The sequence below is a fragment of the Frigoribacterium sp. PhB160 genome, from assembly GCF_003751785.1.
Classification (GTDB): domain Bacteria; phylum Actinomycetota; class Actinomycetes; order Actinomycetales; family Microbacteriaceae; genus Frigoribacterium.
Genome location: NZ_RKIE01000001.1, coordinates 48,764 through 71,280 on the forward strand (window position 1 = coordinate 48,764; position 22,517 = coordinate 71,280).

The window sequence follows — 22,517 nt, forward strand, 5'->3', positions numbered from 1 at the left end:
CAGCGTCGAATCGAAGGTGACAGGGTGGGACGACTGAGGTCATGTGCATGCTCAGTTCCTTTCAGAGGACGCCCCCGCCCTCAACACCACGTGAGATGCCTTCGAGTGGTTCGCGGGAGGTCACACGAACCGATGGGGTGCCTGCTGATCATCAGGCTGTCTGCTGGTGAGAGCCTATCAACACTGAAGCTCGTTCCATGAGGGGCGGGTTGTGTGCTCGAATTGGTGTCGTTGCGTTCAACTCGGATGAAGTCGGGGAACTATGAGAGTGCTGATCACCGTGAGGCGGTCGACTTCGACGTCGAATCCGTATGTGGATCTCTTCGAGGAGGGTCTACCTCCGGCCGTACACACCCTGAGGTTCTCTTACCGGGCAGCCTTGCTGGGGCGTTATGACGTTGTCCACGTCCAGTGGCCGGAGTACATCTTCCGCGGCTCGACCGGACCGAAAGCAGCTGTCAAGGCGATCATCGGCCTGACGTTCCTCGCCCGCCTCCGTCTTCTCGGAGTGCCGGTCGTTGAGACGGTGCACAACCTTCGTTCTCACGAACCTGCTGGACGCCTGGAACGGATGCAAGTTCGTCTCCTCGAGAAGCTCACAGTCGTCAAGGTGTACCTAAACGAATCACCCGAGAACGACATGGCGGCCGGTGTCGTCGTTCTCCATGGTGCGTATCCGGTCAGCGATGTCGGCCTTGAGCGCACATCGCGCGGGAGCTCCAAGATCCTGACATTCGGGCAGGTACGCCCGTACAAGGGTGTGGAGGACCTCATCACCGCCGTCGGCCCACTGGCGGACGTCGAACTCGTGATCGCCGGCTTGCCCATCGACCTCAGCTACGCCCGACGAGTCAGGGAGCTAGCGCACGCGGTCGGACAGCACGTGACTCTGAGGCTCGAGCACCTGGACGACAAGGCCCTGGAGGCGACCATCCGCGCTGCAGACCTCGTCGTCCTTCCGTACAAGCGCATGTACAACTCGGGAGCTGCTCTATTGGCACTCGGGAGTGCCAGACCGGTTCTTCTCCCCCGTAGCGGATCGACGACGGCACTAGCCGAAGAGGTGGGGCATGAATGGGTCACCCTGTTCGACCCCCCGATCGCAGCTTCGGACGTTCGAGTCGCGAGAGAGAGGGTCGAAGGCCTGGCGGCGGCGGCCCTACCTGACTTGTCGCGCCGAAATAGGCAGGTCGTCGGCCGTCTGCACGAGAAGATCTACGCGACGCTCCTGGCAGAGAAGCACAATGGCGGCACATCTCGGGCCGGGTGGCGAAGCGGGGTGCTACGACGCCTGGCCGGAGATGACGAGTTCCGTCGCCACTCGCGTTTCAACGCCGACGGTGGGGGCGGGACTGCGTCTGACTGACTGCCTCATGAATTTCACGCACCGATGCCTCGAACATGAGTCGAAGTCGGTGATCGCCGAAAGCGGTGGTGACGCCTTTGCCGTTCCCGGTCAGAGCCGACATCTTCTCGGGCGATCGAAGAACTTCGTCTAGGACGTCGCGGAGGGCTTCAGGCCGACCCGATGAGAAAGTCAACCCGTTGACGCCATCTGTGACGACCTCGAGTGGTCCTCCCTGGTCGGGAACGACGACCACCGCTCCGTGCGCGAGGCCTTGGACGACGACCTGCCCGAAGGGCTCGGGGAATCGGGTGCTCAAAACCATGACGTCGATGCGATCCAACACGCTGTCGACGTCATCGACGTGACCCCTGAACGACACGGGCACCGGCGATTCTCGCGCCAGGCGCTCGACTTCGGTGACGAAGACGGGATCCGAGAAGAACGTGCCTCCGTAGATCTCCAGCCGCACGGCGCGGCCGCGGATGATCGGCTCGAGTTGAGCGACGGCCTCGATGAGGATGTCGGTGCCCTTCCATCGGTCAGGACGGCTCAGAGAGGCGATGACGAGCTCTTCACCTGTCCCGCTAGGCGCGACCCGGCCGGCGGAAGATGTCTCGTCCACGCCCGAGATGGGATAGGCGACGCGGACAGGGCGGCGCGCGAGGCGGCGGGGGATGCAGGAGGCCGTCCATTCACTGTTGGCCAGGAAGCCATCGAACTGCCTGAACAGGAGCCTCATCGCAATGACGCGCTTGATGCCACGAAGGGTCTCCATCGAGACCCGCGAATAATAGATGCGCGTGATGTTGCGGGGTAGGCGTGCGAACGCCATCGTGATGGTGCTGTACAGGCTGTTCGCGACGATCACGTCGGGCGACTCGCGGCGCACTACGCCGGCGAGGCGAGCGCTGAACCGGGGCGCCCGCGAGAAGCTGAACTGTGACTCGTCGTCGATGACCGTCACGCGGTGGCCCAGAGCCCGTATCTGTCCTACGAGCGCCCCGCCGGTCAGCAGGATGACCGACACGTCGAAATCCGTCACGTCCCTGAGGTAACGCAAAAGCCCGAGTTGACCCCCGCCAGGGTCAGCGGAATGATCTATCAGGACCACCTTCAGGCGGGCGGGCACGGGAGCGCTGCCTTCGTCAGTCATCTTGTCCTCTTCGTCTCGAGGTGGGTCTGGACCGCCCGACGCATGCTCGCGACCGACACCGACCAGTCGTACCTTGCTTGCCAAGCCTCCGGCGCCACACTGGTAGCGCGCGCCTCCGCCGGCTGAAGCGCGGAAGCGACTCCCGCCGCGATCGCAGGCGGTGAGAGCGGGTTGACGAAATGTGCCACGGAGCCGACGGTCTCGTGGAAGACCGGCAGATCGCTGACGACGATCTCCGAGCCGAAATAGGCTGCCTCGACGGGGGGCATGCCGAACCCTTCTCCGAGGGATGCGAACACCGTGCACGACGCATTCTCGTAGAGCCACCTGAGCTCACCGTCCGAGACGAACCCGGCGAAACGCACGACCCCACTGTCGACAGCGCGGCGTTGCGCGTCGGTCTCAACGTCCGACCTGCCGTCCCCGGCGCCCACGATCAGCAGGGGCCGTTCTCTCGAGATGACACCCGCATCGAGACATCCCTCGATGACACGCGCCAGATTCTTCCGTACGTTCAGCCGGCCGACAGCAAGGACGTACGAACCGGCCTCGACTGGCGAGGCTGTCCTGACACGGTCGTCGGGTACCGCCTGCACGAGCTCCTTCGACAACCCGATGCCCACCGCCAAGACCGATCTGGGCTTGGACCGCGACCTGATGCGCGCTGCCTCCGTGCTCGTCGACGTGAACACGACGTCTGCCCGAGGCGCCAGGCGTGGCATGAAGCTGAAATACGCGCGTTCTGTGGGGGTGAACCATTCTGGGTGATCGACGAAGAGCACGTCGTGGAGGAAGACGGCGCTGACGCCTCGGCGGAAGCGGGCGGCGAAGTTCTGCGCCAAGACTGCGTCGGCTCTCCAGCGCCGCGCCGAGCGGGAGAGCGAGACCGCGGCCACGACAGCGTGGGGGTATGCCCTCGAAGGGAAGAGGGTCACTCTGGAGGGCAGCTCTCGACGAGCTTCGTCCGCATCGCGAGCGCGGACGACGAGCCCGACCTCGTCACCGGGGAACTGATCGAGCCAAGTCGTAACCATCTCTCGAAGTACATGTCGCTGCGATGGTGGACCGCTGATGAACCAGAACCCGTCGAAAAGGATCTTCATCTGAGGGCCGTTCGGCCTCGTCGTGAATGCATGTGGGATCCCCTCGTGGTGGTTTCAGCCTCGGGGCTGCCGTCCTCATGGATGGTCACGGACTCGCTCGTCGACGTGACCCACCTGCGGCCAGCACCCCCATTGGGCCGCACCTATGCTAATTGGTGTTTGTGCGCCTGTGGCATCGGGGTTGGACGGCGGAGATCGCCCGACTTGCCGTCAAAGGCTCCACAGTCTTGAGATCGAGCGGGGAGACGAATGATGAAGGTTCGCGGCGTCGAGGCATTCCAATGGAATCCCAGGCGGCACAGGTTGCCGTACTTGCGGCCCAGGCACAACAATTTCGGCGACTTGCTCGGCCCTGTCGTCGTTGCGAAGCTCCTGACTGACATGCTGCCCCAGGCCGACGTCGCAGCTCGACGAGGATCGCCAGCTCGCAAAGTCATGTCCGTCGGGTCCGTGATGCACTTCGCAGACGACGACGATGTGGTCTGGGGCACAGGTGTCAACGGGAAAGTTCGGACTGATGAGCACCGGTTTTCGAGACTCGACGTCCGAGCGGTACGGGGGCCCCGAACGCGCAGGTGGCTGATGGAGAACAAGGGCTTAGAGGTGCCGGAGGTCTACGGGGATCCTGCACTTCTCCTGGCTCCACCAGAAGGCACGGATCGCAGGCATGAAACGCGCGAGCTGACCGTCATACCGAACATGAACGAGATCACGAAGTTCAAGTCGCACCCCGCATTCATCAGCCCGAGACGGCCTGTGAAGAACGTCTTGGAGACCATTGCCGCTAGTGAGGTCGTCGTCGGTTCCTCTTTGCATGCGATCGTGCTGGCCGAGGCGTTCGGAGTGCCCTGCGCGCTGCTCAGATCGGCAGTGGAATCACCCTTCAAGTACTCCGATTACTTCGAGGGGACCAACCGCTTCGACGTCCCGACCTTCGATGATTTCAGTTCAGCGGTCGCACACGCAAAAAGTATCGACAAATCCACGTACGAACCGTTGGAGGCCTGGGATCCGACCCTGCTCCGAGAGTCATTCCCGTCGGACCTCTGGGCCCCGCCCCGGCAGGCTCACTAGGTCTACTTCATGCAGGCTGCGGGGGCCGTCTTCACGCTGCTGGGCGACACCGTGTTCGAGCACTTGATCACGGTTCCATTGGCTGCGAATCCGTAGATAGCCAGGGAGTTGGTCGTTGCCTTGGAGAATGTGATCGTGTTCTTCGTGATCACGTTGCCTTCTCCCCAAGTCGCTCCGTCGGAGTACGGACCCGACAGGATGCGAATTCCCTGCTCGAGTGAACTGGTGAGGCTGTTGCCGTACACGACGTATTTGCTGCCCTTGATCTGGAGAGACGAACCCGTGATGTCGTTCTGGCCGGATGTGGCTCCCACCGTGTTCTTATAGATCATTCCGCCGACGGTCTGCTCTTTGGCCTCGATTGCCTCGCCCGTCGTCCCGGTGATCGTGTTATAGGCGATCACGTTCCGGCTGCTCCGGTCAGCCGCACACGAGGGCTCGCAAGTGTCATTGCCTAGCGAACTCCCGACGTAGATGCCTTCTCCGAATCGCGCATCCCGCTTGCCTGTCTGCGAGATTGTCGAGTGTGCCACCACGTTGTCGGACGAATTCTTGCTCAGGTAAATGCCGGCCTGTGAGGTCTGAGCAACTCGGAGGTAGTCCATGACGAGATTGGTGCTCGAGTGAGCCTCAACGCCAGCATGCACGAGCGCGATGTCGATGTTCTCGATCCGGATCCAGCTGGAGTCTTCGATGAGGAAGCCCGCGTTCAGCTTGGAGTAGTCGACGTCGCTGCCACTGAGCCGGATGTTTGAACCAGATACCCCGCAGATGCTGATGGGTGCGGCGGCGGTGCCGTGACGGTCCGAGATGGTGAAGCCTGCGTAGAGACCCGGCGCCCTCTCGCGCCCCCGGTAGGTGCCAGGCTGGAGTTTGATCGTGTCACCGGCTTTGGCCTGTGTCAGGGCGACTTGTAGCGCCGCGCCGTCTCGGACAGTCGCAGTGGGGTTTGCGCACCTCGAAGATCCGAGGGCCTTGTTGACGCCGAGCGACCCCGTCGTCCGGTTGACGGTCGAACTGGATTGTGAGGAGAAGCCCCACCTGTCTCGTGCAATGAGGCGGTAGGCAAATGCCGTGTTCTCGGCGAGACCAGCGTCAACGTATGAAGTCTTGTCGGGCAGATCGATGTTGGTGGCAGCACCGCCTGCCTCAGAACGGGTCAGTCTGTAGGTGATGGCGTCGCGGCTTTTCGTGGCCGGCTTGGACCAGGTGATCGCGGCCCCGAGAGCCGGTGCGGTGCTGTCTGCCGAGGCGATCGCAACGGAAGACGGCTTCGTGGCGCTCAGATCCGACACGACGAAGGCGTCCAGGTGGATGGACGCCGACGACGCGGCAGAGTTCTTCTTGCCCGTCCACTGGATCTCGATGGTGTGAGTGCCCGAAGTCAGTCCCTGCTTGAGGAACAACGTCTGCTGGTAGCTCGTCGTCGCCGCGTAACGGTCGACGTCCGGTTGAGCGATTCCGTCGATGGTGACCTTGGCTATGCCTGAACCTGCACTCTTCCGGCCGACCCAGGCGATGCCCGTGCCGGAAAAGGAGAGTGTGGCATTGGACGCCGACATGGCATAGCGGCTCTGTCCGCCTTGCTCTCCTGAACTGGGTGACGTGACCCAGGGGCCTTCGTAGGCGATGGCCGACGAGTCGTCCCCGATCACGCCCGGGGCTGCGACGAAGGCGCTCGCAGCGTTCTCAACTCGGAAAGCGTCGAAGTGGAGTGCATCCGACGACGCTTCCGTGTTTTTCTGACCGCTCCAGGTCACGGAGATCGTGTGAACACCGGCGCTGAGGTCCTTCTTGGAGAACAGGACGTTCCGGTATGCGGGCGCAGCCGAGTACCTGTCCACCTTGCCGGCCACTTTCCCGTCGATGGTGATCTCGGCTATGCCAGAACTCTTCGACAGCCTGCCGATGTAGGCGATGCTCGTCCCCTTGAACGTGAGGGTGGCCGACGACCGGGAATTCGCGTAGATGCTCTTCTCCCCGCTGTCCAAGCTGCTCGTCGTGGCTGTCCACGGGCCGGTCAGGGACACGTCCGGGGAATCTTCCTCGAACATGCCCGCGGAGACCGGGCTGCGGGCGCCCCGGACCACGAAGGCATCCAGGTGCAGGTGAGTCCCACGCGACTGCGCATTGGTCTTGTTCGTCCACTCGATCGTGATGGTGTGGACACCGTCCCGAAGATCGCGGAAGCGGAACAGTTCCTGCTGGTAGTCGTTCGTGGGGGAGTACCTGTCCACATCCGGCTGGCGTATTCCGTCGAGCACAACTGCGCCAATGCCCCCCGCGGAAGACTTTCGGCCGATCCACGAGATGTCCGTTCCGCGGAACGTGAGCGTCGCGGTGGCGGTCGCAGATGCGCTTGAACTGGTCCCACCTGAATCTGCAGCGTTCGCACTGCGAGTCCAAGCGCCCGTGAGGGTCAGGTTCGGATCGTCCTGCTGGTAGACACCGGGGCCCACGGCGATGCTCTCGTCCTTTACGACCATGGCGTCGAGGTGCGAACTCGTTCCCGAGGCCGCTGCGTTCTTTCGTCCAGTGGAGGTCACCGTGATGACGTGGGATCCCGCGCCGAGGCCGTCCCTGGACCATACGATCTGGTTGAACTTGTCCGAGGGGCTGTAGCGGTCGACGGTGCCGACAACTGCCCCGTCGAGAGAGACGCTCGAGATGCCCGACGATGGTGAGGTGCGCGCTAGCCACGACACCGACGTGCCGGTGAAGCGCAAGGAGAACGACGCCTGTCCTGAGGCGTAGTAACTACTGCCGCCGGAATCCTGAGCGTTGGTGAGCTTGGACCATTTGCCTGTCAGGGCTACCCCCGTCGATGTTTCCTCGTGGCGGCCCGCGCCCACAGTGGCGGCCTCCTGGGCGAACGACGGTGTGACCGCGATCGGGACGAGCAGGGCAGCCAGGGCTGTCGCGGCCATCAGGGAACGGACGAAGTAAGCCATGTGCTTCGACAAGGTGATCCTCGATCTGGTTACGGGCAGAGGCCTGGACAAGCGGCAGGAGCCCGATCGACGTGTGGTCCTGTCCCACGGTAGACGAACCCGTCCGCTCGTGTGGTCTCGAAGTTTTGGTCTCGTACCCCCAGACCTGGCCACATGCGCACTCAGACGGTGCGTACCAGCTCGCGGAGCGCCCCTGCGTAGCGATCGAGAACGGTGGACCACGAGTACTCAGCCCTGGCCCGGGTCATCGCGGCGCTCGACAGCTCAGCCTGCCGAGCCGGGGCATTCAGTAGGCCTAGGACGGTATCGGCGATGGCAGCCGCTTCGGGCGGCACGAGCAAACCAGCATCGGCGAGGACCTCGCGGTTGTAGACCGTGTCCCGCGCGACTGTGGGTGCTCCCAACATCATCGCTTGGACGAGCGCAGGATTAGTCCCACCGACGCTGTGGCCGTGGAAGTAGGCACCGGCGTGCTGCCACAGCGCGAAGAGCCTCTGATCATCGCTTACATGGCCGAGCCAGCGCACGCGAGGATTCGCCGTGGCGAGCCCAGACACCTTCTCGTCGAGGTCGCCTCCATAGCCACTCGAACCGACGATGACGACGTCGTGCGTCTGGGCGATCATGGATGCCGCTTCGACGAACTCGTCGATGGTGTTCTCGGGGACGAAGCGTGCCACGACGAGCGCATAAGACCGCTCGGCCAGGCCTTCCTCCAAGGGCAGCGCAGTTGGCGCCTCCTCACCGCCGTACGGGATGAAGACTCCGTCCCGGCCGAACCCATCCTGCCAACGTCGAGCAATGGCATGAGCGTCGAAGACGAGGCGATCTGCCCACCAAGCGGTCGTCTTGGCCCCCCAACGGAACACCGCTTTAGCCAACGCACCCCACTTGGCTCGCTCCCATTCGATTCCATCGACGTTCACGAGAGTGGGTATGCCGCGAAGCTTCAGGAGCGGCAGCCAAAAGCCGTTGGCGACGTTCATCACGAGTGCCACGTCCGGTTTGCGGATCATGCAGTCGACGACCGCAGTCAGGCCGTAAGTCAAGGTGCTCAAGGACTTTGTCTCGAGGCCCCGCGTCTCGCGACGGACCACCCTGTCGTCGATGTCGCGATCATCGCCTCGAGTGGCACCGGGCCGTCCGTAGACGGTCACATCCCAGCCTGTGCCTGCCAGATAGGGTGCCAGCTTCCGCACCGCGGTCTCGAAGCCGCCGTAGTAGCTGGGGTAGCCACGCGTGCCGATGATGGCGACTGATCGCGTCGCCTCGTTCTTCTGGGACATCTAGTAGGCACCGCTCCCGCGGACAACGGCGCGGGCAGTACGGCCGAGCAGGATGAGATCGTTGAGCACTGACCAATTCTCCACGTAATACAGGTCGAGGCGAACCGAGTCCTCCCACGACAGGTCGCTGCGACCGCTGACCTGCCAGAGCCCGGTGATGCCAGGGCGGACCAGGAACCGACGGAAGTTGTGCTTCTCGTAGGCCTTGGTCTCGGCGTCGAGCGGCGGGCGGGGCCCGACCAGCGACATGGTCCCGTTGATGACGTTGAAGAGCTGGGGCAGTTCGTCGAGGCTGTACCGGCGGAGGAAGGCACCAGGTCGCGTGAGGCGAGGATCGTCCTTCATCTTGAAGAGGACGTCGTTGCCGGCGTCACGGTTCTGGGCTGCGAGCGTCGCGAGGTGCGCCTCGGCGTCGACTCGCATCGACCGGAACTTGTACATGGTGAAGGTCTCGCCGCCGAGGCCCACGCGCTGTTGCCGGAAGATGACGGGGCCCGGCGACGTGAACGCGACGACCAGCGAGATCGTCAGGAGGACGGGCGAGAGGACGAGCAGCGCCAGGGCGGCGGCCGTCTTGTCGATGGCGACCTTGGTCCACACCTTCCGGCCGCCGTAGACGGGCGACTCCACGTGGATCAGGGGCAGACCGGCGACCGGACGGGTGTGCATGCGCGGGCCGGCGATGTCGGTGAGAGCCGGTGCGACGATGAGCTCGGTTCCGGAGGCCTCGAGGGACCAACCGAGCCGGCGCACCTCTTTGGCGGGAAGCTCGTCACTGCTGGTGACGATCACGCAGTCGATGTGGCCGCGATCGAGGACTGCTTCGACGTCGGTCAGGGAACCCGCGACCTCGATGCCGTGGATCGTCTCGCCCCGTCGTGCGTTGGGCACGCAGATGAGCGCCGGCTTGTAGCCCGCAGCCGGCATCTGGGAGAGGCGCTCGGTCAGGTGCAGGACCGATTCGCGAGAACCGACGAGCAGTGCTGAAGCCGTGTACGTGCCTGCGCGTCGCTTGGACACGAGCCATTGCCGCCACGCCCATCGAGACAGCACCAACGACACGGCGGCGACCGGGAACGCCGTCAGCACGAAGCTGCGACCGAGGTCGAGCCGGAAGGCGACCGCCAGGATGGCGAAGGTCCCGAAGAGCATCAGGGAGCTTTCCAGGACGCGCTTGTACTCGAGTGCGCCCTGGCCGATGATCCGGGCGTCGCGCGTTCCGTAGGACGTGAGGACGAAGAGCCAGCCGGCGGTGAGCGCCAACGTCGCGATCGTGTGACGGGTCGCCGTAGGGGTCCACGCCGCCCATCCCCAGGTCGCCGCGATGTTGATCGTGTACCACAGCAGCTCCGCGACACCGACGGCGATGAGGACGATGAGAGTGTCGGTCAGAGCCAGGCGTCGTGCGTAATGCCGCGCCCAGGGTGCAGGCGCCTCGCCGACGATGCCATGCCTCAGGCGCGCATGTTCGGTCGTCGTCACTGGCTCCCCCCTCAGGCAGCATCGATTCCGAGGTGTCCAACCGGGAGTCTTCTCGGGTCCGGTTCCGAGGCCGGTGGCCTCGAGATCGGATACTTCTGCGTATCCAGTCAGTGCACTCTCAAAGGGCCATCGTAATGACTTCGAGTCACGTTGTGGTGGCGGACGACAAATACTCAAGCTGCCCCCCCGATCGTGGGGTGCAGCTGCCGGAGCCGGATCGCCTACTGCAGAGTCAGGAGGAAGGACTCCATCGTGTCGTCCTTCAGCGCTGTCTGGAGGCGAGGGATCGCCTCCGTGTTGAGGTTGACGATGGACTGACCGTCGGCAGACGTTCCCGTGCCCGAGGTCGGGACAGTGAAGAAGTTGATGTCCTCCTTGGACAGCCCCCGCAGGCTGACGCCGAGTTTGGCGAGCGCACCGGCATCCAGGGTGTCGTCCACCGACAGGTACTCCGACACGGAACCGACGAAGTCGGAGATCTTGGCCGGGTCCGTCAGGGTGTCGCGGCTGATCACCTTGTCGACGATCGAGGTCATGAACGCCTGCTGGTTCCGGACGCGGGTGTAGTCGCCGTCCGTGAACGCGTATCGCTCGCGGACGAAGTTCAGCGCGTCCTCGCCCTGCAGGTGGTTCAGGCCCTCGACGATCGTCGTCCCGCGGGCCGTGAAGCCCTTCTGGCTGAACACGTCGACGCCGCCGAGGGCGTCGGTCATGCCCTTGAAGCCCTCGAAGTCGATGATGGCGACGTGGTCGATGCGCGTCTGGAGCAGCTGCTCGACCGTCTGCACGGTCAGGGGAGCGCCTCCGTAAGCGAAGGCGGCGTTGATCTTGGCCTCGCCGTGACCAGGGATCGGCACCCAGAGATCGCGCATGATCGACATGACGTAGACGTTCTTGCGGTCGGCGTCGACGTGCATGAGCATCATCGTGTCGGTGCGCTGGTCGCTGGGCCCGGCCTCGTCGATGGTGGTCTCGTCGGCCCGGGAGTCGCTGCCCATGAGCAGGATGTTCATCGAGCCGTCACTGGTGGCAGCCGGACGAGTGGACTCTTCCGGGAAGGCTTCGGGGATCTTCGTCGTCTTCTGGTCATAGCTTCGGGCCAGGTTCATCGCATAGACCCCGCCGATCACGCCGACGACGACGAGCACGCCGACGAGCACCGACGCGAGGATCACAAGGGTCTTGACGGGGCCTGACATGCGGCGCTTGCGCTTGCGCGTCGGCTCCGGGGTGTCGTCGTGACGGTCGTCCGGGCCGGTGTTGAAGATGTCGGTCATGAGGCTCCCTGGGGCGCACGAAGACGCGCCCCCTGTTCGTCGGTCAGACGAGAGTAACAAGAGGATCGCCCGTTCTCGGGTCGACCGCGTCCCCAGCTCGGGGCTGACGGCGGGCCGCGCGGCGCCGGCCGTCGAAGAGCGGCAGCGTCAGCGCGACGAGCGGCCCGATCAGCAGCGCCTCCGCCGCGGTGCCGATGCCGACCTGCCCGCCGAGCAGCCAGCCGACCGCCAGCACGGTCACCTCGATGCTCGTGCGGGCCACGCCCACCCGCCAGCCGAGCCGCGCGTGCAGCCCGAGCATGAGGCCGTCCCGCGGCCCCGGCCCGAAGTCGGCCCCGATGTACAGCCCGCTCGCCACCGCGAGCAGCAGCAGCCCGAGCGCGAAGGTCAGCCCCTGCGCCCACCACACCGTCTGCGTCGGCAGCGCCCGCAGCGCCAGGTCGGCCGCCGGCCCGATCATCAGCGTGTTCGCCACGGTGCCGAACCGCGGTCGCTGCCGCAGGGGGATCCAGAACAGCAGCACGACCAGGCTCGTCCCGAAGATGACCCACCCGTACGGCAGCCCGGTCTGCTTCACGATGCCGAGCGTCAGCACGTCCCACGGGGCCACCCCGATGCTCGCGCGCACCATCAGCGCCAGGGCGACGCCGTACAGGGCGAGACCGACGACGAGCTGCAGGAGGCGACGCGTGAGGAGCATGGACCGATCCAATCCCACGAGTGGCCTGGTCGCCAAGGGCCAATCGGGCTACGGTGGCCGCATGTCGAACCACATCGGCGCCGGCGCCGCCGTCTCGTCCCGAGCGCTGGGCACGCTGCTGGACTCGTGGCGCGCCTCCTCGTCGCCCGGGTACGCGGCGCTGGCCGACCGCCTCCGCCTGCTCGTCGTCGACGGACGCCTGCCCGTCGGCACGCGCCTGCCGTCGGAGCGCGAGCTCGCCGCCCACCTCGGCGTCAGCCGCACCACCGTGGCCGCGACCTACTCGTCGCTGCGCGAGACCGGCCACGTCACCAGCCTGCGCGGCAGCGGCAGCGTGGTCCGCCTGCCCTCGCGCTCGACCACGCCGCGGCCCACCGACCGCGGGGGAGACGTCGTCGACCTCACCAAGGCCGCCCTGCCGGCCGTCGACGGCATCGGCGAGGCCGCCCAGCGCGCCGTCGACGCCCTGGGCGCCTACCTGCCCGACAGCGGGTACGACATCGTCGGACGACCCGTGCTCCGCGAGGCGATCGCCGCCCGCTACCGCGAACGCGGCCTCGACACCCACGCCGACCAGATCGTCGTCACCCTCGGCGCCCAGCACGCCATCGCGCTGCTCGCCCGCGTGCTCGTCGGGCGCGGCGACCGCGCGATCGTCGAGGTGCCCGGGTACCCGCACGCGTTCGAGGCGCTGCGGGCGGCGGGGGCGCGGCTCGCACCGGTGAGCGTCACGGTCGACGACGGGTGGGACGAGTCGGCGCTGCTGCAGACGCTCCGCCGCACGAGCCCGCCGGTCGCGTACCTCATGCCCGACTTCCACAACCCGACCGGCGCGACGATGCCGGCCGAGCAGCGCGTGCGCGTGCTCGAGGCGGCCGCCGCGGAGGGGACCGTCGTCATCGCCGACGAGACGATGGCCGAGCTGCGGGTCGGGGGCGACGGGGAGGCGCGGGGCCTGCGGGACGTGGGGCGCGCCTCCTCGTCGTCCTCGTCGGCGGCTCCGGCGCCGCTGCCGATGGCGGCGTACGGGCCGGCCGTGATGATCGGCTCGGCGGGCAAGTCGCTCTGGGGCGGGCTGCGGGTCGGGTGGATCCGTGCCGAGCGGCCCCTCGTGGAGCGCCTCGTGCGGGCCCGGTCGGCGGGCGACCTCGGCACCCCCGTGCTCGAGCAGCTCATCGTCGCCGACCTCCTCGGCGACATGGAGAGGGTGCTGGAGGCGCGGGCCGCCCACCTGAGGAGGGGCCGCGACCACCTGGTGGCCGGGCTGCGCGCCGCGTTCCCCGGGTGGAGCGTCCCCTCGCCCGCCGGCGGCCTCAGCACGTGGGTGAACCTCGGCGCCCCGGTCAGCTCGCAGCTCACGGTCGCGGCCCGGCAGCACGGCCTCGCCGTCGCCGCGGGGCCGATGTTCGGGGTGGACGGGGCGTTCGAGCGGTTCCTGCGGCTGCCGTTCTCGTACTCGGCGGAGGAGACGGACCGCGCGCTCGCGGCGCTCGCCGCGGCGTGGGAGGGGATCGACGGGGTGCAGGCGTCGAGCGGGACGGCGTTGTCGGAGGTCGTGTGAGCGCGCCCTGACGGGTCACGGTTGCCTGGCAACGCGGCACGGATTGTCAGAGGGGACGGTGAGAATGTCCCCGTGCATCTCCTCTCGGTCTTCAGCCTGCGCAACCGCGCCCTCATCGCCCTCGTCACCATCGTCGTGGCGGTGTTCGGCGGCATCGCGCTGACCTCGCTGAAGCAGGAGCTGGCGCCGAACGTGCAGTTCCCGCAGATCGCGATCGTCAGCTCGTACCCGGGCGCGACGCCCGAGGTCGTGAGCGACGACGTCTCGACCCCGATCGAGCAGGCGGTGCAGATCATCCCCGGGCTCGAGGGCACCACCGCGACGTCGAGCACGTCGCAGAGCACGGTCTCGGCCGAGTTCACCTACGGCACCGACCTGAACTCCGCCGAGCAGAAGATCCAGTCGGCGATCAACCGGCTGTCGCTGCCCGACTCCGTCGACACCCAGGTCGTCACCGGCAGCCTCGACGACCTGCCGATCGTGCAGATCGCCGTCACCGGCTACTCGGCCGACGACGCGCAGACCCTCGTCGACCGGCTCACGACCACCACCGTTCCCGACCTGCAGAAGCTCGACGGGGTGCGCGAGGCCAGCGTCTACGGCGACGCCGGGCAGCGCGTCACGATCTCGCCCGACCAGACGGCGCTCGCCGCGGCGGGGCTGACGACGCAGGCCTTCCAGGACGCGCTCGACGCGAACGGCACGCTGATCCCCGGCGGCACGATCACCGAGAACGGGCAGACGCTGTCGATCCAGGCCGGCCAGCGGCTGACCAGCGTCGACGAGATCGCCGCCCTGCCGCTGCTCGGCGGCAGCGCCGTCGAGGCCGACGGCAGCCCGGCGCTGACGACCGTCGGCGACGTCGCCGACGTGCAGCTGACGAGCGCCCCGATCACCTCGATCAGCCGCGTGAACGGGCAGGACGCCCTCACCGTCGCCGTCACCAAGACCCTCGACGCCAACACGGTCGACGTCTCCGAGACCGTCAAGGCGGCGATCCCCGGCCTGGCGGCCGACCTCGGCGACGACGTCGAGCTGACGGTCGTCTTCGACCAGGCGCCGTTCATCCAGCAGTCGATCGACAGCCTCGCCACCGAGGGGCTGCTCGGGCTCGCGTTCGCGGTCGTCGTGATCCTCGTCTTCCTGCTCTCGATCCGGTCGACGATCGTCACCGCGATCAGCATCCCGACCAGCGTGCTCATCACCTTCATCGGGCTGCAGGCCTCCGGCTACACGCTGAACATCCTCACCCTCGGCGCGCTGACGATCGCCATCGGGCGCGTCGTCGACGACTCGATCGTCGTCATCGAGAACATCAAGCGCCACCTCACCGCCGGCACCTCGCGGCTGCAGGCCATCACCACCGGCGTCCGCGAGGTCGCGGGCGCCATCACGGCGTCGACGCTCACGACGGTCGTCGTCTTCCTGCCGCTGGCGTTCGTCGGCAACATCACGGGCGAGCTGTTCCGGCCGTTCGCGCTGACGGTGACGATCGCGCTCGTCGCGTCGCTGTTCGTCGCGCTGACGATCGTGCCCGTGCTGGCGTACTGGTTCTTGCGGGCGCCGAAGGTGCACAAGCACGCGGGGGTCGGTGCGGGGGTCGGTGCTGGGGCCGGGGCCGGGGCCGACGCCGTCGATCCTTCGTCGGAGACGGCGTCGGCCGAGCCGCTGACGACCGCGGCCTCCGACCCGAGCGACCCGGTGAAGCTCGACCGGCTGCGTCGCGTCTACGTTCCCGTGCTGCGGGGCACCCTCCGCCGGCCGGTCGTGACGATCGTCGTCGCGCTGCTCATCCTCGGCGGCACCGGTGCCGTCATCCCGCTGATGAAGACGAACTTCCTCGGGTCGAGCGGCCAGAACACCTTCACCGTCACCCAGACGCTCGCGCCGGCGTCGAGCCTCGACACGCTCTCGACCGCGGCCACCAAGGTCGAGGACGTCATCGAGGGCATCGACGGCATCGACACCGTGCAGCTGACCATCGGCTCGAGCGGCACGTCGATCTCGAGCTTCTTCGGCGGCACCGGCGACAGCACGGTCACGTACTCGATCACCACCGACGAGGACGCCGACCAGGAGGCGCTGCAGGCCGACGTCCGGTCGCAGCTCGCCGACGTGCAGGACGCAGGCACCATCGAGCTCGCGGCGTCGAGCGGCTTCGGCACGAACAACGACATCACCATCGACGTCTCGGCCCCCGACCCCGACACCCTCGCGACGGCGACCCAGGCCGTGCTCGACGAGGTCTCGTCGCTGCCCGGCACGGCCGAGTCGAGCTCGAACCTGCAGTCGGCCCAGCCGATCATCGGCGTGACCGTCGACCGTGACGCGGCAGCGGCCCTCGGCTACAGCGAGGTCGCCGTCGGCGGCATCGTGTCGCAGGCCGTCCAGCCGTTCCGCGTCGGGTCGCTCGAGATCGACGACAACGCGGTGGACGTCTACACGATCGACGCGACGCCGCCCTCGACCCTCGACGACCTGCGTGCCCTCGAGCTGCCGAGCCCGACCGGGCCCGTACGCCTCGACTCGATCGCGACCGTCGAGCAGTCGACCGGCCCGACCTCGGTCACGACGAAGGACGCCGTCCGCACCGCGACCGTCACGGTCACCCCGTCGAGCGACGACCTGTCGTCGGCCGGCACCGAGGTGAACGACGCCCTGGCCGACGTCGACCTGCCGGCCGGCGCCGACGCGGTCGTCGGCGGGGCCACGGCCGACCAGGCGAACGCCTTCTCGCAGCTCGGCCTCGCCGTGCTGATCGCCATCCTCATCGTCTACATCGTCATGGTGGCGACGTTCCGCAGCCTGGCGCAGCCGCTGCTGCTGCTCGTGTCGATCCCGTTCGCGGCGACCGGCGCGATCCTGCTGCAGCTCGCGTCGGGCATCCCGCTCGGGGTCGCGTCGCTGATCGGCGTGCTGATGCTCGTCGGCATCGTCGTGACCAACGCGATCGTGCTGATCGACCTCGTCAACCAGTACCGGGCGAAGGGCCTGCGCGTGCGAGAGGCGCTGCTCGAGGGAGCGTCGCGCAGGCTCCGCCCGATCCTCATGACGGCGACCGCGACGATCTTCGCGCTCACCCCGATGGCGCTCGGCATCACCGGCCACGGCGGCTTCATCTCGCAGCCGCTCGCCATCGTCGTCATCGGCGGGCTCGTCTCGTCGACCCTGCTGACGCTGGTCGTGCTGCCGGTGCTGTACTACCTGTACGAGCGGATCTTCGAGCGCCGGGCGGACCGGCGCGCGGAGGGTGAGTCGGGGGCGGCGGCGTCGGCTGCGGCGTAGCTCGACGACGCCAGGAACCGTGACGGCGCGGCTGTCTAGGCTGGCGACGGCAGAGGGGGGACGCCGTGGACGTCAGCGCCGTCGAGGCGAAGGAGGGGGAGGCGGCGCTCGTCGTGTTCCGGGCCGTGTCGCGAGCGCCACGGCCGTCGCGGTCGACCCGAGGCGAGTGGGTGCGGGCTCGGCTCTTCTGGTCGGAGATCGCCGGCAACCGGAGCTCGTTCCTCGAGATCTGGGACGCCGACGGCGAGCGGTGGGGCATCTTCTCGCCCCGTGAGGTGGACGCGCCCCTCCGGTGGTTGCGTGCCGAGACCGCGACGCCGGGCGAGGGAGCCTGGCTCAGCCTCTTCCTCACCGTCACGCGCGACGGTCGGCACAGCGTCGAGTACGACTACGACCACCGTCCGTCGTGGACGAACTCCGACGACCCGCTCGCCGGACACCCGGGCGACTCGCCGGCCGACGAGTCGCTGATCGTCGATCTCCGCCGGTACCCGCGTCGGCCCGAGGCGCTGCCCGCCTGGTACCCGGTCGAGCGTCCGGCGCCCGACGGCCCGCGGGTCGCAGCCCCGCGAGCCCGGGCCGACCGATCGGCCCCGATCGCGCCTCCGGCGTCGGTGGCGGCCGTGGTCGCGCTGCCCGGGTGGGACGTCGTCTGGCAGGCCGTCGTGGCCCACCTCGACGACGTCGCGACCCCGGAGGTGCTGGGGCAGCTCGCGTCGACCCCCGCGGGCGACCGGGTGCAGGAGACGGACGACGTCGTCGACGCGGTCTGGGACGCCGTCTGGCAGGAGCTGGTGCTGCCCCTCGACGGTCGGGGCGCGGTCGCGTTGTGGGAGCCGTGGGCCCGGGCGACCGACCTCGACCGCGACCTCGAGCTCGGCAGCGAGGTGCCGCCGGAGGCGCGGGCGGCCGACGTCGGTGAGCCGAACGCTCCGCTCGATCTCGTGCTGCAGGACTTGGGGGACGTCGTCGACGAGCTGGTGGAGTCCGCGCTCGACGCCCGGCTCGACGGCGTCGGCTGAGGATCGGGCCGGCGGGTCGGTTCGTGCTCGGGCCGGCGGGCTCGGTCGACGCCGGTCGGGGCTCAGTGGAGGTCGTTCATCCGGGAGTCGTTCGCGCCGCGGGCCCGCAGGGTCTCGACGGCCGCGGTCGCCACGAGCACGTCCGAGAACGCCGCGACGTCGTCGGGGTCGAGGGCGTGGTCACCGGCGTCGACGACGACGAGCGTTCCGGCGGCCGACAGCACGGCGAGCATCGAACCGGGCGAGCCCGGTGAGCCGTAGCGCGGCAGCACCTCGAGGTGCAGGCGTCGCAGGTGGTCCGTCACGACGGCGCGGGCCCGCCGGGCGGCCGACCGGAACTCGACGATCGACGGGTCGTGCGATGCGAGGGCGATGCGCGACCACCCCCGGCGCTCGAGGGCAGCCGAGGCCTCGCCGGCCCGTCCGGACGCGACCAGGAGGGGCGACTCGGGCCTCGTCAGCGGGCTGAAGCCGAAACGGGTCGTGAGGGCACGCTCGACGGGGTCGTGGGCGGGGTCGAGGGCTGTGCCTGTCGCCTGGTCGTGACTGACGTCGGGTGCGGCGGGCAGTCGTCGCAGGACGTCGTCTCGGAGGCGGGCCAGGGCCGAGGGCCAGATGCCCGCCCCGCGGTCGTCGAGGAGCTCGTCGTGGTCCCCGGAGCCCAGGGCGTCGGCGACCACGTCGTCCAGCCGGGCGAGACGACGCAGGGTCGGGCCGTCGACGCCCGGGGGCAGCTCGAGACGAGGACGCAGGAGGCGCGCGACGGCACGCTGTCGCTCGGTCGCGTCGCGAGGGCGGCCGGCTCCGACGGCGCGGGTCGGGGGCGTCACGGCCGCGCCGCCGTGGCCGGCGTCACGGGCGGTGCTCCGGGCGGCGTCACGAGCGGTGCTGCGGCCGGTGTGCAGGTCGGTGTCGCGTCACGTCGTGCAAGGCGTCGGGTCAGGCCGACGGCCGGGTCGGGGCGTGGGGTCGACATGCGCTGATCCTAGGCGCGGGTCGGGTCGGGCGTCGGGAGCGGGGGGTTACGGTCTGGGGCTCGAGCGGGTAGGCTCTCTCGGTCGGCTCAAGACACCGCGCCTGTGGCGCGAAGGATCGTCAGCTGCGTACAGCGGCGATCATGCATGAGGGTTTTGTACGTCTTGTGGGCCGGATTCTCGACGGATGTCGTCGGGATGAATTCACGATGGTGAACGGTCCTGGCCAAAGGCTGCCCGGGTATTGCTGTGCGTCATCAGACAAGCCCGGAGAGAACTGACATGCCCCCCTACGACAAGACGCCCAAGCGCTCCGCCCCGAAGGCCGACGGCTACAAGGCCGGCTCGAAGAGCGCCAAGCACCGCGGCCACCGTCCCGACGAGGCCGCCGCCCCCGAGCGCAAGCAGCGCTGGAACAGCGACGCCCGCTCCGAGCGACGCGGCGACGCCCCCCGCAGCGGCAGCAGCCGCCCCAACTGGGAGCCCCGCGAGAAGACCGGCAACAGCCGCTTCGCCCCCCGCGACCACGACGCCCGCAACGCCGAGCGCGGCCGCGACGGCTCCGCCGGACGCTTCGGCCGCGACGGCGGCAAGGAGGCCGCGCGCTACGGCCGCGACACCCGCCCCACCCGCAGCTGGGACCGCGACGACCGCGCCCCCCGCAGCTACGACCGCGCCGACCGCCCGGCCCGCGACGACCGCGCCCCGCGCAGCTACGACCGTGCCGACCGGCCCGCCCGCGACGACCGCGCCCCGCGCGGCTACGACCGTGCCGACCGGCCCGCCCGCGGCTACGACCGCGACGAGCGACCCGCCCGCCGCGACGACCGCGCGCCGAAGAGCTACACGCCCGCCGGGCGCCCGCCCCGCGAGGACCAGCCGTCGCGCTCGTACGGCGACCGTCCTGAGCGCGGTGGACGCGCCTCCGGCGGTTCGTACGACCGCGCCGACCGCGCTCCCCGCAGCTTCGACCGGAACGACCGCGGCGGCGACCGCGCCCCCCGCAGCTACGACCGCGGACCCGGCGCCGCCGAGCGCAACGACCGCAGCGACTTCTACCCGAAGCGCGACTCGGGCACGCACTACACGCCCGAGGACGACGTCAAGCTCGAGAAGCTGCAGGCCGAGGTCGTCACGGCGGCCGACGTCGAGGGCGTGAGCTTCGGCGACCTGGGCCTCGGCGACAACATCGAGCGCCAGCTGGCGTCGATGGGCGCCGCGGCTCCGTTCGCGATCCAGGCGGCGACGATCCCCGACGTGCTCGCCGGCAAGGACGTGCTCGGCCGCGGCCGCACCGGCTCCGGCAAGACGATCGCCTTCGGCGCCCCCCTCGTCGAGAAGCTCATGGAGAACAACGGCGCGAAGAACCGCAAGATGGGCCGCCGGCCGCGTGCGCTCATCCTCGCCCCGACGCGCGAGCTCGCCATGCAGATCGACCGCACCGTGCAGCCCATCGCCCGCTCGGTCGGCCTCTTCACCACCCAGATCTACGGAGGCGTGCCCCAGGCCCGCCAGGTCGGCGCGCTCAACCGCGGGGTCGACATCGTCATCGGCACCCCCGGCCGCATCGAGGACCTCATCGACCAGGGCCGCCTCGACCTCAGCGAGGTCGTCATCACGGTGCTCGACGAGGCCGACCACATGTGCGACCTCGGGTTCCTCGAGCCGGTGCAGCGCATCATCCGCGAGACCGCCGACGTCAAGCCGAACGGCGACCGCGCCCAGAAGCTGCTCTTCAGCGCGACCCTCGACAAGGGCGTGGCGAAGCTGGTCGACGAGTTCCTGGTCGAGCCGGCCGTGCACGAGGTCGCCGGCGAGGACCAGGCCAGCGCCACGATCGACCACCGCGTGCTGCTCATCGAGCAGCGCGACAAGACGGCCGTCATCGAGCAGCTCGCGTCGGGCCCCGGCAAGACCCTCGTCTTCGCCCGCACCCGCGCCTTCGCCGAGCAGCTCGCCGACCAGCTCGAGGACGCGGGCATCCGCGCCACGAGCCTCCACGGCGACCTGAACCAGGCCCGTCGCACGCGCAACCTCGGCCTGCTCACCAGCGGCCGCGTCAACGTGCTCGTCGCCACCGACGTCGCCGCCCGCGGCATCCACGTCGACGACATCGAGCTCGTCGTCCAGGCCGACATGCCCGACGAGTACAAGACGTACATGCACCGCTCGGGCCGCACCGGCCGTGCCGGCAAGGAGGGCACCGTCGTCACGCTCATCACGCGCCAGCGCCGCCGCCGCATGGAGGAGCTGCTCGACCGCGCCGAGATCGACGCCGAGATGGTCGACGCCCGCTCGGGCGACGCCCTCATCGACCAGCTGGCCGGCGCTCAGGCGTAGGTCTGGGCCAGCGGGGCGCTGCGCCGGTCTCCCCCTCGGGGAGGCGGGGCGCGCCTCCTTCGTCCTGACGGGCGTCCACCTCCAGGGTGGGCGCCCGTTCGGCGTTCGCGGGGTGCGTGTGGGGGGCGCGTGCTCGTGCGTGGGCGCGTCCCGAGCGCGTGCCCGAGCGGGTCCGCACCCTAGGAACCCGCACAGACCCTCGGGCGCGCCGACGGGTGCGGGCGGGTTCGTGGGGTGCGCGCGGGTCCGTGGGGTGCGCGCGGGTCCGTGGCGTGCGGCTCGGTCCGGGGGTGCGGGTCGGGCGTGGTGACACCGTCGGTCCGGCGATGCACCCCCTGGGCAGACGGTGTGGTGCGGGTCCGACGGTGCGGCGCGGGCCCGAGGGCGCCGCGCCGGCGGGTCAGCGGCGGTCGAGCAGGCCTCGCACGTAGGAGGCCTGGCCCAGGTGCTGCACGCAGTCGTTCAGGATGCTCACGAGGCGCGACCCGGCGGTCACGGGCGGGTCCCACGCGTCGTCGACCACGTCGTCGTACGAGGCCGCGTCGAGGTCGTCGAGGTAGCCGCGCGTCCGCAGGGTCACCGCCTCGAGGTAGCCGACGAGCAGCTCGGCCTCGACGCGCACGGCGCCCACGTCGGACGGGCTCATGCCGTAGCCCATCTCGCCGGGCGCGAACGGCAGACCGAACGAGTCGACCCAGCCGTCGACGACCCAGACCTGGTCGCTGCCGGCGAGGTCGGCGACCTGCACGTCCTGCCCGCGGGCGGTGTGCCAGACGAGCCAGGCGATCGTGTTCGCCTCGTCGTCCGGACGCCACGCGAGGTCGTCGACCGAGAGGCCGTCGACGGCGAGGGTCGCGATGGCGGGCAGGCGCGAGAACGCCTCGATCAGCACGTCGGAGGGAGTCATCGCGCCACCCTACGACCGCGTCGGGGCCGCACGTCCAGCACCCGGGCCCGAGGG

The 22,517-nt window shown here is 68.6% G+C and carries 15 protein-coding genes; 6 read left to right on the plus strand and 9 right to left on the minus strand.

From position 1 onward, the window contains the following. The first annotated feature begins 313 nt into the window (after nucleotides 1-313). On the plus strand, nucleotides 314-1,366 hold the full coding sequence (locus EDF38_RS00230; RefSeq protein WP_158613278.1) for a glycosyltransferase: 1,053 nt from the start codon (nucleotides 314-316) through the stop codon (nucleotides 1,364-1,366). Here the strand turns inward: EDF38_RS00230 and EDF38_RS00235 are convergent. Next, complete coding sequence (locus tag EDF38_RS00235) at nucleotides 1,329-2,501, minus strand: glycosyltransferase family 4 protein (protein ID WP_123353420.1); 1,173 nt, start codon at nucleotides 2,499-2,501, stop codon at nucleotides 1,329-1,331. The genes EDF38_RS00230 and EDF38_RS00235 overlap by 38 nt on opposite strands. Further along, on the minus strand, nucleotides 2,498-3,604 hold the full coding sequence (locus EDF38_RS00240; protein ID WP_123353421.1) for a glycosyltransferase family 1 protein: 1,107 nt from the start codon (nucleotides 3,602-3,604) through the stop codon (nucleotides 2,498-2,500). Before EDF38_RS00240 ends, EDF38_RS00235 begins: the two co-directional genes overlap by 4 nt. A gap of 453 nt (nucleotides 3,605-4,057) precedes the next feature. Between EDF38_RS00240 and EDF38_RS00245 the strand changes: the two genes are divergently transcribed. Then, nucleotides 4,058-4,678 (plus strand): polysaccharide pyruvyl transferase family protein, encoded by a 621-nt coding sequence (locus tag EDF38_RS00245; RefSeq protein ID WP_158613279.1) that lies wholly within the window; start codon nucleotides 4,058-4,060, stop codon nucleotides 4,676-4,678. 2 nt (nucleotides 4,679-4,680) lie between these two features. Here the strand turns inward: EDF38_RS00245 and EDF38_RS00250 are convergent, their stop codons facing one another. The 5 genes from EDF38_RS00250 to EDF38_RS00270 all read right to left on the minus strand — a co-directional run bounded on the left by EDF38_RS00250 (nucleotide 4,681) and on the right by EDF38_RS00270 (nucleotide 12,374). Beyond that, nucleotides 4,681-7,641: a right-handed parallel beta-helix repeat-containing protein gene (locus EDF38_RS00250; RefSeq protein WP_148061406.1), complete on the minus strand. Its 2,961-nt coding sequence runs from the start codon at nucleotides 7,639-7,641 to the stop codon at nucleotides 4,681-4,683. 149 nt (nucleotides 7,642-7,790) lie between these two features. Beyond that, nucleotides 7,791-8,915, minus strand: coding sequence for a glycosyltransferase (locus EDF38_RS00255; protein ID WP_123353424.1), 1,125 nt, complete (start codon nucleotides 8,913-8,915; stop codon nucleotides 7,791-7,793). Continuing rightward, entirely contained in the window at nucleotides 8,916-10,397 is a 1,482-nt protein-coding gene (locus EDF38_RS00260) for a sugar transferase (RefSeq protein ID WP_158613280.1), read from the minus strand. It lies immediately after the preceding gene. A gap of 221 nt (nucleotides 10,398-10,618) precedes the next feature. Further along, on the minus strand, nucleotides 10,619-11,674 hold the full coding sequence (locus EDF38_RS00265) for an LCP family protein (RefSeq protein WP_123353426.1): 1,056 nt from the start codon (nucleotides 11,672-11,674) through the stop codon (nucleotides 10,619-10,621). 43 nt (nucleotides 11,675-11,717) lie between these two features. Further along, nucleotides 11,718-12,374, minus strand: coding sequence for a YitT family protein (locus EDF38_RS00270; protein ID WP_123353427.1), 657 nt, complete (start codon nucleotides 12,372-12,374; stop codon nucleotides 11,718-11,720). A gap of 61 nt (nucleotides 12,375-12,435) precedes the next feature. Between EDF38_RS00270 and EDF38_RS00275 the strand changes: the two genes are divergently transcribed. The 3 genes from EDF38_RS00275 (at nucleotide 12,436) to EDF38_RS00285 (ending at nucleotide 18,242) form a co-directional block, all read left to right on the plus strand. Next, on the plus strand, nucleotides 12,436-13,935 hold the full coding sequence (locus EDF38_RS00275; protein WP_123353428.1) for a PLP-dependent aminotransferase family protein: 1,500 nt from the start codon (nucleotides 12,436-12,438) through the stop codon (nucleotides 13,933-13,935). A gap of 72 nt (nucleotides 13,936-14,007) precedes the next feature. Then, nucleotides 14,008-17,220 carry an efflux RND transporter permease subunit gene (locus EDF38_RS00280; protein WP_123353429.1) on the plus strand — a complete coding sequence of 1,071 codons (3,213 nt, stop codon included), beginning with the start codon at nucleotides 14,008-14,010 and terminating at the stop codon, nucleotides 17,218-17,220. Nucleotides 17,221-17,285: 65 nt separating this feature from the next. Beyond that, on the plus strand, nucleotides 17,286-18,242 hold the full coding sequence (locus EDF38_RS00285; protein WP_123353430.1) for a hypothetical protein: 957 nt from the start codon (nucleotides 17,286-17,288) through the stop codon (nucleotides 18,240-18,242). 62 nt (nucleotides 18,243-18,304) lie between these two features. Here the strand turns inward: EDF38_RS00285 and EDF38_RS00290 are convergent, their stop codons facing one another. Next, entirely contained in the window at nucleotides 18,305-19,072 is a 768-nt protein-coding gene (locus EDF38_RS00290) for a hypothetical protein (protein ID WP_148061407.1), read from the minus strand. Nucleotides 19,073-19,498: 426 nt separating this feature from the next. Here EDF38_RS00290 and EDF38_RS00300 point away from each other — a divergent pair, with 426 nt between their 5' ends. Further along, entirely contained in the window at nucleotides 19,499-21,556 is a 2,058-nt protein-coding gene (locus EDF38_RS00300) for a DEAD/DEAH box helicase (protein ID WP_123353433.1), read from the plus strand. A gap of 400 nt (nucleotides 21,557-21,956) precedes the next feature. Here EDF38_RS00300 and EDF38_RS00305 read toward each other — a convergent pair whose 3' ends face one another. Next, entirely contained in the window at nucleotides 21,957-22,463 is a 507-nt protein-coding gene (locus tag EDF38_RS00305) for a DinB family protein (protein WP_123353434.1), read from the minus strand. Nucleotides 22,464-22,517 lie beyond the last annotated feature (54 nt).

Coding starts and splice junctions, on each gene's coding strand:
- EDF38_RS00240 (WP_123353421.1), bottom strand. CDS start 3,604: ATGAAGATCCTTTTCGACGGGTTCTGGTTCATCAGCGGTCCACCATCG.
- EDF38_RS00265 (WP_123353426.1), bottom strand. CDS start 11,674: ATGACCGACATCTTCAACACCGGCCCGGACGACCGTCACGACGACACC.
- EDF38_RS00245 (WP_158613279.1), top strand. CDS start 4,058: ATGCACTTCGCAGACGACGACGATGTGGTCTGGGGCACAGGTGTCAAC.
- EDF38_RS00235 (WP_123353420.1), bottom strand. CDS start 2,501: ATGACTGACGAAGGCAGCGCTCCCGTGCCCGCCCGCCTGAAGGTGGTC.
- EDF38_RS00275 (WP_123353428.1), top strand. CDS start 12,436: ATGTCGAACCACATCGGCGCCGGCGCCGCCGTCTCGTCCCGAGCGCTG.
- EDF38_RS00300 (WP_123353433.1), top strand. CDS start 19,499: ATGCCCCCCTACGACAAGACGCCCAAGCGCTCCGCCCCGAAGGCCGAC.
- EDF38_RS00305 (WP_123353434.1), bottom strand. CDS start 22,463: ATGACTCCCTCCGACGTGCTGATCGAGGCGTTCTCGCGCCTGCCCGCC.
- EDF38_RS00270 (WP_123353427.1), bottom strand. CDS start 12,374: ATGCTCCTCACGCGTCGCCTCCTGCAGCTCGTCGTCGGTCTCGCCCTG.
- EDF38_RS00255 (WP_123353424.1), bottom strand. CDS start 8,915: ATGTCCCAGAAGAACGAGGCGACGCGATCAGTCGCCATCATCGGCACG.